This is a genomic window from Bradyrhizobium yuanmingense (genome assembly GCF_900094575.1).
Lineage (GTDB): Bacteria > Pseudomonadota > Alphaproteobacteria > Rhizobiales > Xanthobacteraceae > Bradyrhizobium > Bradyrhizobium yuanmingense.
Genome location: NZ_FMAE01000001.1, coordinates 382,673 through 395,541, shown reverse-complemented (window position 1 = coordinate 395,541; position 12,869 = coordinate 382,673). Strand labels below are relative to the sequence as shown.

Below are 12,869 nucleotides of genomic sequence, written 5' to 3'. Positions count from 1 at the left end.
AGGCGTATTCATCGAAGCTTCGGATTGAGCGCGTCGCGCAGCCAGTCGCCGAGCAGATTGATCGATAGGATCAGCGTTGCGAGCGCGAGCCCCGGGAAGGCGACGATCCACCATTCGCCGGCGAACAGATAATTGTTGCCGATGCGGATCAGCGTGCCGAGCGAGGGCATGGTATCGGGCAGGCCGACGCCGAGGAAGGACAGCGTCGCCTCGGTGATGATGGCGAGCGCAAGGTTGATGGTGGCGATGACCAGAATCGGGCCCATCGTGTTCGGCAGCACGTGCCGCAGCATGATCTTCGGCGCCGGCAGGCCGATCAGCTGTGCGGCGGCGACGTAGTCCTTGTTCTTCTCGACCATCACGGAGCTGCGCACCGTCCGGGCATAGCCGACCCAGAAGCTCAGGCCGATCGAGATCACCAGCACCACCAGCATGCTGGTGGCGTCCAGCCGGTTGCCGAGGATTGATTTCGCGATGCCGTTGACCAGCAGCGCGATCAGGATTGCAGGGAATGTCAGCTGCACGTCGGCGATCCGCATGATCACGCCGTCCACTGCGCCGCCGAAATAGCCGGCGATCAGGCCGAGGGCGATGCCGAGCGCGCCGGCGAAGATCACGCCGGCGACACCCACGGCGAGCGAGATGCGCATGCCATAGAGAATCGCGGAGAACACGTCGCGGCCCTGCTCGTCGGTGCCAAGCAGGAACGGGCTCTGGCCGTCCGCAGTCCACAGCGGTGAAATCCGCGAATTGATCAATTGCAGCTGTGCCGGATCGAACGGGTTCTGCACCGCGAGCACGGATGCAAAGATCGCAAGCAGGAAGAACAGGACCGTGATAGCCGCAGCCACCATGGTGAGCTTGGAGCGGCGGAACGAATAGAACAAGTCGCTGTCGAGCGTGCGGCTGAACCAGCCATGGGCGGCCTGCACCGGCTGCGCGCTCTGCTTGTCGGAATTGGAGACGACTGCGTCGGACATTGCAGGCTGCCCTATGCGGCGCGACCGACGGTCGAGCGCAGGCGCGGATCGACCACCGTGTAGAGAATGTCGACCACCAGATTGATGGTGACGAAGATCAGTGAAACCATCAGCAGGTAGGCGGCCATGATCGGAATGTCGACGTTTTGCACGGCCTGGACGAACAGAAGCCCCATGCCCGGCCATTGGAACACGGTTTCGGTGATGATCGAAAATGCAATAACCGAGCCAAACTGAAGCCCGGCCACGGTGATCACCGGAATCAGCGTGTTCTTCAGCGCGTGGCCGAAATGGATCGCACGCGTGGTCAGCCCCCTCGCGCGGGCGAAGCGGATATAGTCGGTCCGCAACACTTCCAGCATCTCCGCGCGCACCAGCCGCATGATCAGGGTCATCTGGAACAGGCCGAGCGTGATCGAAGGCATGATCAGTGCCTTCAGTCCCGACACCGTGAGCAGGCCGGTCGTCCACCAGCCGAGCTTGACCACCTCGCCGCGGCCGAACGAGGGCAACCAGCCCAATGTCACAGCGAACAGGTAGATCAGGAGAATGCCGATCAGGAAGGTCGGCAGCGAGATGCCGATCAGCGAGACCGCCTGGAATAGTTTGGCCAGCACGGTATCGCGCTTGAGCGCCGAATAGACGCCCATCAGGATGCCGAACACCATTGCAAACACGGTCGCACAGATCGCAAGTTCCAGCGTCGCGGGCATGCGCTCCATCAACAGCGTCGCGACCGGCTGGCGGAACTGGTAGGAGACGCCGAACTTGAACTGCGCCGCATCGGCGAAATAGCGCACGAACTGCACCGGCACGGGGTCATCGAGGCCGAGCGACTTGCGCACGATCGCGCGTTCGGCGGCCGAGGTGTCGATCGAGACGATCTGGTTGACGGGGTCGCCGGCGAAGCGGAACATCGAGAACGCGATGATGCCGACGGCGAACATGACGCCGATGGCCTGAACGGCGCGGCGAAGCGTGAAAGCGAGCATGCCTTCCACTGTCCTTGGGTGAGCGTACGGCCGACGTCCTTGGCGGCCGGAAAAGAAAAGGTCCCGGAAGGCGGATGCCGCCGGGACCTCGTGTTCAACCGATCCTATTCCTTCTTGGTTGCCCAGTGGAACATGACGAGATTGTCGGCGCGCTGCGGCAGGTTCACCTTCTTCGAAACGCCCCAGGCCAGCGCCTGCTGGTGTAGCGGGATGTAGGACCAGTCCTTCATGCCGATTTCGTAGGCCTGCTTGATCAACTGGTTGCGCTTGGTGGTGTCGGCTTCGACCAGCACCTTGTCGGTGATGGCGTCGAACTCCTTGTTGCAATAGCCGCCGAGATTGGCCTCGCCGCGCGAGGATTTCGCATCGTCGCGGCAGCCCATGATGTCGTAGAGCACGTTGTGGGAATCCATCGTGCTCGGAGTCCAGCCCAGCAGGTAGAACGAGGTCTGGTAGCCGCCCTGCTTCAGCACCTTGGCGAAGTACTGCGCCTTCGGTTGCGCCAGGAGATTGATCTTGACGCCGATGCGGGCGAGCATGCCGACCACGGCCTGGCAGATCGCGGCGTCGTTGACGTAGCGATCGTTCGGGCAGTCCATGGTGACCTCGAAGCCGTCGGGGTAACCGGCTTCGGTCAGGAGCTTCTTGGCGCCGTCGGGATCGAATTTCGGCCGCGTGAACTCCTTGGACAGCACGAACAGTTCCGGTGCGATCATCAGCGCCGACGGCGTCGACAGCCCGCGCATCACGCGCGTCTTGATCAGCTCGATATCGATCGCCTTGTAGAAGGCCTCGCGGACGCGGACGTCCTTGAACGGGTTCTTGCCCTTGATGTTGGAGTAGAGCAGCTCGTCACGCATCTGGTCAAAGCCGAGGAAGATGGTACGCAGCTCCGGTCCCTTCAGCACCTGGGCGTTCGGGCTGGAATCGACGCGGGAGATGTCCTGGATCGGAACCGGCTCGATGACGTCGACTTCGCCCGAGAGCAGGGCGGCGACGCGGGTGGCGTCGGAAGCGATCGGGGTGAAGATGATCTCCTTGAGATTGCCCTCGACCTTGCCCCAATAATTGGGATTGGCCTTGAACACCGTCTTCACGCCGGGCTGATGGCTTTCAATGATGAAGGGACCGGTGCCGTTCTCGTTCAGTGAGGCATAGCTCGGCGTGGTCGCCGCCACCGGCGTCGGATCGACGACGTTGTTCTCCTCGGCCCATTTCTTGTTCATGATGTACCAGACATCCCACGCGTTATGCAGAATGGGATTTGGCGAGGGCAGGACGAAGTCGACGGTATAGTCATCGACCTTGACCACCTTGACGTCCGGCGCAAGGCGAGTCTGCATGTTCGACCCCTTCTTGCGGACGCGATCGGCCGAGAACACCACGTCGTCGGCGGTGAAGGGGTTGCCGTTGTGGAATTTCACGCCCTTGCGCAAATGGAAGCGCCAGCGCGTCGGCTCTGGGGTTTCCCAGCTTTCCGCCAGCGCCGGAATGATCTTGAGGTCCTTGTCGCGCGCCGTGAGGCCCTGATAGACGTGGCCGAGATGAGCGTGGGTGGTGCTCTCGTTCAGGGTATAGGGATCGAGCGACTTCAGGTCACCCTGGTTGGCATAACGTAGCGTCTGGCTCGATGCTGGCGAGACCGCCAACGCGAGCGTACCGGCGAGTGTCGCCGCAAACAGACTTTGACCGACTGACATTCTTGACCCTCTCCACACTGCCGCGCCGGTGATTTTTGATTGTTCGGCGAGGCTGACTGATCCATGTTGCCCAGAGTTCTCGACCCGTGCAAGCGTCATTCCAGCAAGGAACGCGCCAAGTTGCGCCGCTGTGCAGCAATGCTGCCCGGCAATCCCCGGCAGGCCGGCGAGCTTCTGCGCGGGGGCGCGGGCCGACAATTTGATTGACCATACCCGTCGATTGGGGAAGCTGGTCCTAGCGGCTTCCCCTCAGGTCGCTTGCCTTGCAGACCTTCTCGCGGTGATACTCCGACAGGCCGCTCGAATCTCATCCGGAGGGGACATGAAGGTTAACATCGAAATCGACTGTACCCCCCTCGAAGCCCGTCAGTTCTTCGGTCTGCCTGACGTGGCGCCGATGCAGACCGCCGTCATGGACAAGCTGCAGCAGCAGGTGCTCAGCAATATTGAGAAGATCTCGCCGGAATCGCTGATCCAGAGCTGGTTCACCTTCGATCCCAAGATCGCCGAGCGGTTTCAGGACATGTTCGTCGCGATGGCCGGCCTCGGCGGCACCCGCAGCGGCGACAAGAAAAAATAGTGTCGCCCGAGCCGGACGGGGCGCTGCAAGAAGGCCGGCTTCGTCCGCCGGGTCTCGGCCTGCTGCTCGCCGAGGCCCGTGGGCTATTCGAGTTGAATGCGAGCCTCTTGCTGTCGCCGCTCCTGATGCGGGCGCCGCGGGGCGATGGCCATCCGGTGCTGGCGCTGCCGGGCTTTCTCGCCAGCGACCTCTCCATGGTGCCGATACGGCGCTATCTCAGCGAGCTCGGTTATGCGGCGCATGCCTGGCGGATGGGCCGCAATCTCGGCGGGCTCGGGCGAATGCGGGATTCGCTGCGCATGCGCTTGGCCGAAATCCATGCCGCCACGGGACGCAAGGTCAGCCTGGTCGGTTGGAGTCTCGGCGGCGTCTATGCCCGCGATCTCGCGCTTTGGGCGCCGGACAAGGTCCGCTACGTCGTCACACTCGGCAGCCCTTTCGCCAACGATGTGCGGGCGACCCACGCGACGCGGCTCTATGAGACGTTATCCGGCGAGAAGGTGGAGGACTATGCGGAAGCACGCGAGGCGATTGCCGGCGATCTGCCGGTGCCGGCAACGTCGATCTATTCGCGCGCCGACGGCGTCGTGAACTGGCGGACCTGTCTGCTGCGCCCCTCCGACCGTGCCGAGAACATCGAGGTGCACCTGGCGAGCCATATTGGGCTTGGCGTGAACCCGGCGGTGCTGTGGGCCGTGGCGGATCGCCTGGCGCAACCGGAGGGAGACTTCCGGCCATTTGACCGGGCGGGGCCGTTTGCCATTGCATATGCCCCGCCGGACCGGGCAGTATCGGCCTGACGAGAAGCGCCGCCAAGGCGCCCGTCGAATACTCGGGAGGGAACCATGGCTGACGGTAAGAAGCTGTCGTCGCTTGACGCGTCGTTTCTCTATCTGGAAACACCGGAGATGCCGATGCATGTCGGCAGCATGGCGATCTTCCGCCTGCCTGACGACTACAAGGGCGATTTCTTCGAAGAGTTCAAGGCGATGATCGTCTCGCGCCTGCACATCGCGCCGATTCTCAAGGCGCGGCTGGAGAAGGCGCCGCTCGACATCGATCATCCCTCCTGGGTCGAGGACGACCAGTTCGACATCGACCGCCACATCTTCCGGGCAAGCCTGCCGCAGCCGCGCGACCGCGCCACGCTCGAGCGCATCGTCGGCTGGATGCATGCCAAGCTGCTCAACCGCGCCCGTCCGCTCTGGGAGTTCTACGTGTTCGAGGGCATGAAGGACAACGAGGTCGGGCTCTATTCCAAGATGCACCATGCCGCGATCGATGGCGGCGCCGGTGCGGCGCTGACCAACATGATCTACGACATCTCGCCGATCCCGCGGAAGGTCGATCCGCCGACCGCGGGCAGCAAGCCCGGGCAGGAGCCGCGCGACATCGCCGCCAACCTGCTCGACTCCTATCAGCAGCTGTTCAGCCAGCCGCTGGAGGCTTCGCAAGCGGCGAAGAACCTGCAGCTGCCCCGCACCGGCAAGAGCGATATCGGCTCGATCCTGTTCGACAACGCTATGTACCAGATCGAGAGCGCGGTGCGCTTCGCCGGCAACATCCCGACCGTGCTCAAGAGCGTCTCCGACGTGCTCGGCAAGATCGCCGATCCGAAGTCGCGCGAGAGCCTTGCCAGCATGGTGTCGCCGCCGACCATGCTCAACAAGACGATCTCCTCGGAGCGGAGCTTTGCCGGCGTATCGATCCCGCTGTCGCGGGCGAAGGCGCTGGCCAAGCAGGCCGGCGGCAAGCTCAACGACGTGGTGCTGGCGCTCGCCTCCGGCGTCGTCCGCCGCTATCTCCTGCGATACGGCACGCTGCCGGCGAAATCCCTGACCGCAGCGGTGCCGATCTCGCTGCGGGAGGAGGGCAACACCGAGGCCAACAACCAGGTGTTCGGCATGATCTGCTCGATCGCCACCAACATCGAGGATCCCAAGGCGCGGCTGGAAGCGATCATCGCGCAATCAACCAAGTCCAAGGAGATGTCGCATCCTTTGCGGGCTTTGATGCCGCAGGTCTCCAACATCTCGATGCTGGGCGCGCCGATCATGGTGCAGATTCTGGCGCTGCTCTACAGCCGCTCGAACCTCTCCGACGTGCTGCCGCCCGCGGCCAACATCACCGTGTCCAACGTGCCCGGGCCGCGGCAGACGCTCTATGCCGCCGGTGCCGAGCTCTTGCACATCTTCCCGGTGTCTATCTCGACCCACGGGCAGGCACTCAACATCACCGTGCAGAGCTATCGCGACCAGCTCGATTTCGGCTTTATCGTCGGTGCCAACATCATTCCGCATGTGCAGGTGATGTGCGACATGCTGCCTGAGGAATTCGCCGCGCTGGAGGCGGCGTACACGCCGCCGGCCGCTGATATCAAGGGCGCCGCCGAGTAAGGACTTTGCAATGATTGAAATGCCGCCGCTCAAGTTCGCGACGACGAACGGAATCCGCATGGGCTATTACGAGGCGGGCCCGTCCGATGACAAACCGCCGGTCGTGCTGTGCCACGGCTGGCCGGAGCTCGCATTCTCCTGGCGTCACCAGATCAAGGCACTAAGCGAGGCCGGCATCCGCGTAGTCGCGCCCGACCAGCGTGGCTACGGCGCGACCGACCGGCCCGAGCCGGTCGAAGCCTATGACATGGAGCACCTGACCGGCGATCTCGTCGGTCTGCTCGATCATCTCGGGATCGACAAGGCGATCTTCGTCGGCCACGACTGGGGCGGCTTCGTCGTCTGGCAGATGCCGCTGCGGCATCCCACGCGCGTCGCCGGAGTCGTCGGCGTCAACACCCCGCATTGGGACCGCATGCCGATCGACCCGATCGCGCTGTTCCGCCAGCGTTACGGCGACCAGATGTACATCGTCCAGTTCCAGGATCCCGCGCGCGAGCCGGACAAGATCTTCGGCAGCCGCGTCGAGCAGACCTTCGACGCCTTCATGCGCAAGCCGCTGGCAAAGCCGGCAGCGAAACCGGACGAGCCGCCGATCGCGGGTGTCGGCGCCTCGTCGAAGACCAACCTGGCTTTCCCGCAGATGATTGCGGCGTACGACGCCAAGGTCGATCCGCGCACGCCGATCCTGTCGGCTGATGAGAAGAAGGTGTTCGTCGACACCTTCACGAAGACCGGCTTCACCGGCGGCATCAACTGGTACCGCAACTTCACCCGCAACTGGGAGCGCGCCGAGGGGCTGGACCACCACATCCACGTGCCCTCGTTGATGATCATGGCGGAGAATGATGCCGTGCTGCCGCCCTCGGCGGCCGACGGCATGGAGAAACTGATCGATGATCTCGAGAAGTATCTGGTGAAGGACAGCGGCCATTGGACGCAACAGGAGAAGCCGGAGGAGGTCAGCGCCAAGCTGATCGAGTGGCGGAGAAGGCGGTTTGGCTAGCGGTCGTCATTGGGAACGCGTCATTGCGAGGAGCGAGGCGACGAAGCAATCCAGACTGCCTCCACGGATACATTTCTGGATTGCTTCGCTTCGCTCGCAACGACGACATTGAGGCAGGGGGACTACATTTCGATGTCATCCAAGAACCGTCTGGACCCGATTCCGCAGCCGCCGACCAAGCCAGTGGTCGGCAATATGCTGTCGCTGGACGCGGCCGCTCCCGTGCAGCACCTGACGCGGCTTGCCAAGGAGCTCGGTCCGATCTTCTGGCTTGACATGATGGGCTCGCCGATCGTCGTCGTCTCCGGCCACGATCTCGTCGACGAGCTCTCCGACGAGAAGCGGTTCGACAAGACGGTGCGCGGCGCGCTGCGGCGCGTGCGTGCGGTCGGCGGCGACGGCCTCTTCACCGCCGACACCCGTGAGCCGAACTGGAGCAAGGCGCACAACATCCTGCTGCAGCCTTTCGGCAACCGCGCCATGCAGTCCTATCACCCGAGCATGGTCGACATCGCCGAGCAGCTCGTCCAGAAATGGGAGCGGCTCAACGCCGACGACGAGATCGACGTGGTCCACGACATGACCGCGCTGACGCTGGATACGATCGGCCTGTGCGGCTTCGAGTACCGCTTCAACTCGTTCTACCGGCGCGACTACCATCCTTTCGTCGAGTCACTGGTACGATCGCTCGAAACCATCATGATGACGCGCGGCCTGCCGTTCGAGCAGCTCTGGATGCAGAAGCGGCGGAAGACGCTGGCCCAAGACGTCGCTTTCATGAACAAGATGGTCGACGAGATCATCGCCGAACGCCGCAAGAGCGCGGAAGGCATCGACGACAAGAAGGACATGCTGGCCGCGATGATGACCGGCGTCGACCGTTCCACCGGCGAGCAGCTCGACGACGTCAATATCCGCTACCAGATCAACACCTTCCTGATCGCAGGGCACGAGACCACCAGCGGCCTGTTGTCCTACACGCTCTATGCGCTGCTCAAGCACCCGGAGATTCTCAAGAAGGCCTATGACGAGGTCGACCGCGTCTTCGGCCCCGACGTCAACGCCAAGCCGACCTATCAGCAGGTGACGCAGCTCACCTACATCACGCAGATCCTGAAGGAGTCGCTGCGGCTGTGGCCGCCGGCGCCGGCCTACGGCATCTCGCCGCTGAACGACGAGACCATCGGCGGCGGGCAGTACAAGCTCAGGAAGGGAACGTTCGTCACCATCCTGGTGACGGCGCTGCATCGTGATCCCAGCGTGTGGGGTCCCAACCCCGACGCCTTCGACCCCGAGAATTTCAGCCGCGAGGCGGAGGCAAGACGGCCGATCAATGCCTGGAAGCCGTTCGGCAACGGCCAGCGCGCCTGCATCGGCCGCGGCTTCGCCATGCATGAAGCAGCGCTCGCACTCGGCATGATCCTGCAGCGCTTCAAGCTGATCGACCACCAGCGCTACCAGATGCATCTGAAGGAGACGCTGACGATCAAGCCGGAAGGCTTCAAGATCAAGGTGCGGCCGCGTGCCGACCGCGAGCGCGGCGCCTATGGCGGGCCAGTTGCGGCTGCGTCCTCGGCACCAAAGGCGCAGCGTCAGCCCACCACGCGGCCCGGCCACAACACGCCGATGCTGGTGCTCTACGGCTCCAATCTCGGCACCGCCGAGGAGCTCGCAACGCGCATGGCCGATCTTGCCGAGATCAACGGTTTTGCCGTGCATCTCGGCCCGCTCGACGACTATGTCGGCAAGCTGCCGCAGGAGGGCGGCGTGCTGATCATCTGCGCCTCCTATAACGGCGCGCCGCCCGACAATGCGACGCAGTTCGTCAAATGGCTCGGCGAGGATCTGCCGAAGGATGCCTTTGCCGGTGTGCGCTACGCCGTGTTCGGCTGCGGCAACAGCGACTGGGCCGCGACCTATCAATCGGTGCCGCGCTTCATCGACGAGCAATTGTCGAAGCATGGTGCGCGCGCGGTCTATCCGCGCGGCGAGGGCGATGCCCGCAGCGATCTCGACAGCCAGTTCCAGAAATGGTTCCCCGCCGCCGCGCAAGTCGCGACCAAGGAGTTCGGCATCGACTGGAATTTCACCCGCACCGCCGAGGACGATCCGCTCTATGCAATCGAGCCGGTCGCGGTGACCGCCGTCAACACCATCGTCGCCCAGGGCGGCGCAGTGGCGATGAAGGTGCTGGTCAATGACGAGCTCCAGAACAAGTCCGGCGCGAATGCTTCCGAGCGCTCGACGCGCCACATCGAGGTGCAGCTGCCGGCCAACCTCAGCTACCGCGTCGGCGATCACCTCAGCGTCGTTCCGCGCAACGATCCTACGCTGGTTGATTCAGTTGCCCGCCGCTTCGGCTTTTTGCCGGCCGATCAGATCAGGCTCCAGGTGGCCGAAGGCCGGCGCGCGCAATTGCCGGTCGGCGCGGCCGTGTCGGTTGGCCGCCTGCTCAGCGAGTTCGTCGAGCTGCAGCAGGTCGCGACGCGCAAGCAGATCCAGATCATGGCCGAGCACACCCGCTGTCCCGTCACCAAGCCGAAGCTGCTGGCCTTCGTCGGCGAGGAGGCGGAGCCGCTCGAGCGCTATCGCAGTGAGATCCTCGCCAAGCGCAAATCGGTGTTCGACCTGCTGCTCGAATATCCGGCTTGCGAACTGCCGTTCCACGTCTATCTCGAAATGCTCTCGCTGCTGGCGCCGCGCTATTACTCGATTTCGTCTTCGCCGTCGGTCGACCCGGCGCGTTGCAGCGTCACGGTCGGCGTGGTCGAAGGTCCGGCTGCCTCGGGCCGCGGCACCTACAAGGGCATCTGCTCGAACTATCTCGCCAATCGGCGGGAGGGCGATACGATCTATGCCACCGTGCGCGAGACCAAGGCGGGCTTCTGCCTGCCGGACGATCCTTCCGTGCCTGTTATCATGATCGGTCCGGGCACGGGACTTGCGCCGTTCCGCGGCTTCCTCCAGGAGCGCGCCGCGCGCAAGGCGAAAGGGGCCGCGCTCGGCCCGGCCATGTTGTTCTTCGGCTGCCGCCATCCCGACCAGGATTTTCTTTACGCGGAGGAGCTGAAGGCGCTGGCGGCGAGCGGCATCACCGAGCTGTTCACGGCATTCTCGCGCGCGGACGGGCCGAAGACCTATGTGCAGCACGTGATCGCGGCGCAGAAGGACAAGGTCTGGCCGCTGATCGAGCGGGGCGCGATCATCTATGTGTGCGGCGATGGCGGCAAGATGGAGCCCGACGTGAAGGCGGCGCTCGTCGCGATCCACCGCGACAAGAGCGGCAGTGATGCCGCGGCAGGCGCGCGCTGGATCGAGGAGATGGGCGCGAACAACCGCTATGTGCTGGACGTCTGGGCGGGCGGGTAGCCGCAGATCGTGGGGTGGGTTAGCCCCGCGGATTGCGCGAAGCGCAAACCGCTAGGCGTAACCCACCAATTCTGTCCGAGCGGCGGGTTACGCCTTCGGCTAACCCACCCTACGATCCTGTTCGTGCTAAAGCATTCCCATGATTCCCTGGGAAAAGATTGACACCGCCAAAATTCCCGGTTCCGACGAGGAGCTTCGCCTGATGCGCCGGGGCAAGGAGTTCTCCATCAAGCTCGGCACCAACGAGCTGATGAACAGCCGCCTGTCGGGGTCGGAAGCAGCGCTGGCAACCCTTGCCGCGAAGCAGATCGAGAAAGTCGCAAAGCCCGTCGTTCTCATCGGCGGTCTCGGCATGGGTTTTACGCTACGCGCGGCGCTGGCCGTGCTCGGAGCCCAGGCGAAGATCGTGGTCTCCGAGTTGGTGCCGTCGGTGGTCGCCTGGGCACGAGGCCCGATGGCGGAGGTCTTCGGAGATAGCCTCGATGATGCCAGGGTGAGCATTCGCGAGATCGATGTTGGCGAAGTCATCCGGGCGAAGCGTTCGGCCTTCGACGCCATCCTGCTCGACGTCGACAACGGTCCCGAGGGGCTGACCCGGAAAGGCAATGACGCGCTCTACGATGCGCGCGGGCTGCAGGTTGCGAAGACGGCGCTGCGGGCGGGAGGCGTGCTGGCCGTCTGGTCGTCTGGACCCAATGCGGCATTCACAGGGCGCCTCAAGCGCGCCGGCTTCGACGTCAACGAAGTCAACGTTCGCGCCACCGGCAGAGGCGGCGGCGCGCGCCACGTGATCTGGATCGCGCGGAAGGGCTAGGCCGCCTGCGCCGCCGCGCCATGCGCATGCTTGTCGATCGCGTCGATGATCTCCGGCCAGAAGCGCATGGGCAGCGCGTGGCCCATGCCCTCGATCATCAGCAGCTTTGCGTTCGGGATCGACGCGGCCGTGTCCTTGCCGCCTTCGGGGCGAACCAGGGGATCGACGGTGCCGTGGATCACGAGCGTCGGAGCCTTCACGGCGTGCAGCCGTTCCTTGCGGCTGCCGGAGGCAAGCACGGCGCGGAGCTGGCGGCCGACGCCGGCCGGATTGAGCCCGCGTGCAAACACCCGCTCGGCGCGGCCAGGGTCGAGCGCTTCCTCTTCCGGGAAATGCCCGGCGCGCAGCACCTTCCAGGTCTGGCCATAGCGGACGATGAACTCCTCCTTGCTGCGCGGCGGCGGTGCCATCAGCACCGCGGCGGCCTCGCGCGTCGGCGGCGGCACGCGCGGATTGCCCGTCGTCGACATGATCGAGGTCAGCGAGCGCACGCGGTGCGGAAACGACAGCGTCACCTCCTGCGCGATCATGCCGCCCATGGACGCCCCGACGAGATGCGCCGACTTGATGCCGAGCGCATCCATCAGCCCGACCGTGTCCTTTGCCATGTCGATCAGCTTGTAGGTCGCGGCCACCGGGATGCGCAAGAAGCGCAGCTTCAGCAGCTCGAACGGCGTCAGCCGCTTGCCGCCGGTGAGATGGCTCGACTTGCCGATGTCGCGATTGTCGAAGCGGATCACGCGGAAGCCGCGTGCGGCGAGCTGCTCGCAGAATGCATCGTCCCAATGGATCATCTGCGCCCCGAGGCCCATGATCAGCAGCAGCGGCTCGGCATTGTCGTTGCCGAAGATCTCGTAGCAGATGTCGATGCCGTTGGCGCGGACGGTCTGGGGTGGTTGATGGGCGGTCACGGGTTCCTCCTGCTGACCGATGCTGTATCGCACGGTTTCATTTCACGAAGAAGCCGCGTCTCCGACGTTGCGTCGGTTGCTTGCCGGTTGACCGGCACCGCGCAACGGTGTGGTATGGCGG

Annotated in this window: 10 protein-coding genes; 6 read left to right on the top strand and 4 right to left on the bottom strand. The window is 64.2% G+C overall.

From position 1 onward, the window contains the following. Window positions 1-8: 8 nt before the first annotated feature. The 3 genes from GA0061099_RS01725 to GA0061099_RS01715 all read right to left on the bottom strand — a co-directional run bounded on the left by GA0061099_RS01725 (window position 9) and on the right by GA0061099_RS01715 (window position 3,672). Complete coding sequence (locus tag GA0061099_RS01725; protein ID WP_036025778.1) at window positions 9-980, bottom strand: ABC transporter permease; 972 nt, start codon at window positions 978-980, stop codon at window positions 9-11. An 11-nt stretch (window positions 981-991) separates the two neighbouring features. Beyond that, on the bottom strand, window positions 992-1,972 hold the full coding sequence (locus tag GA0061099_RS01720) for an ABC transporter permease (RefSeq protein ID WP_036025775.1): 981 nt from the start codon (window positions 1,970-1,972) through the stop codon (window positions 992-994). A gap of 104 nt (window positions 1,973-2,076) precedes the next feature. Beyond that, window positions 2,077-3,672: an ABC transporter substrate-binding protein gene (locus GA0061099_RS01715; protein ID WP_036025774.1), complete on the bottom strand. Its 1,596-nt coding sequence runs from the start codon at window positions 3,670-3,672 to the stop codon at window positions 2,077-2,079. A 322-nt stretch (window positions 3,673-3,994) separates the two neighbouring features. Here GA0061099_RS01715 and GA0061099_RS01710 point away from each other — a divergent pair, with 322 nt between their 5' ends. From GA0061099_RS01710 to GA0061099_RS01685, 6 genes are all read left to right on the top strand, one after another. Beyond that, on the top strand, window positions 3,995-4,252 hold the full coding sequence (locus GA0061099_RS01710; protein ID WP_036025773.1) for a DUF6489 family protein: 258 nt from the start codon (window positions 3,995-3,997) through the stop codon (window positions 4,250-4,252). Continuing rightward, window positions 4,252-5,052, top strand: a complete 801-nt coding sequence (locus GA0061099_RS01705; protein ID WP_036025771.1) for an esterase/lipase family protein — start codon at window positions 4,252-4,254, stop codon at window positions 5,050-5,052. The genes GA0061099_RS01710 and GA0061099_RS01705 overlap by 1 nt, the downstream gene beginning before the upstream one ends. Window positions 5,053-5,097: 45 nt before the next feature. After that, on the top strand, window positions 5,098-6,648 hold the full coding sequence (locus GA0061099_RS01700; protein ID WP_036025769.1) for a WS/DGAT/MGAT family O-acyltransferase: 1,551 nt from the start codon (window positions 5,098-5,100) through the stop codon (window positions 6,646-6,648). Between the two features lie 10 nt (window positions 6,649-6,658). Next, on the top strand, window positions 6,659-7,654 hold the full coding sequence (locus tag GA0061099_RS01695) for an alpha/beta fold hydrolase (RefSeq protein ID WP_036004787.1): 996 nt from the start codon (window positions 6,659-6,661) through the stop codon (window positions 7,652-7,654). A 132-nt stretch (window positions 7,655-7,786) separates the two neighbouring features. After that, window positions 7,787-11,023 carry a bifunctional cytochrome P450/NADPH--P450 reductase gene (locus GA0061099_RS01690; protein WP_036025766.1) on the top strand — a complete coding sequence of 1,079 codons (3,237 nt, stop codon included), beginning with the start codon at window positions 7,787-7,789 and terminating at the stop codon, window positions 11,021-11,023. Between the two features lie 139 nt (window positions 11,024-11,162). Further along, window positions 11,163-11,837 (top strand): polyamine aminopropyltransferase, encoded by a 675-nt coding sequence (locus tag GA0061099_RS01685; protein ID WP_036025757.1) that lies wholly within the window; start codon window positions 11,163-11,165, stop codon window positions 11,835-11,837. On the opposite strand, the gene GA0061099_RS01680 is transcribed toward GA0061099_RS01685, so the two are convergent. Then, window positions 11,834-12,748 carry an alpha/beta fold hydrolase gene (locus tag GA0061099_RS01680; protein WP_036004891.1) on the bottom strand — a complete coding sequence of 305 codons (915 nt, stop codon included), beginning with the start codon at window positions 12,746-12,748 and terminating at the stop codon, window positions 11,834-11,836. The two genes, GA0061099_RS01685 and GA0061099_RS01680, sit on opposite strands and share 4 nt — an antisense overlap. Between the last annotated feature and the right edge of the window lie 121 nt (window positions 12,749-12,869).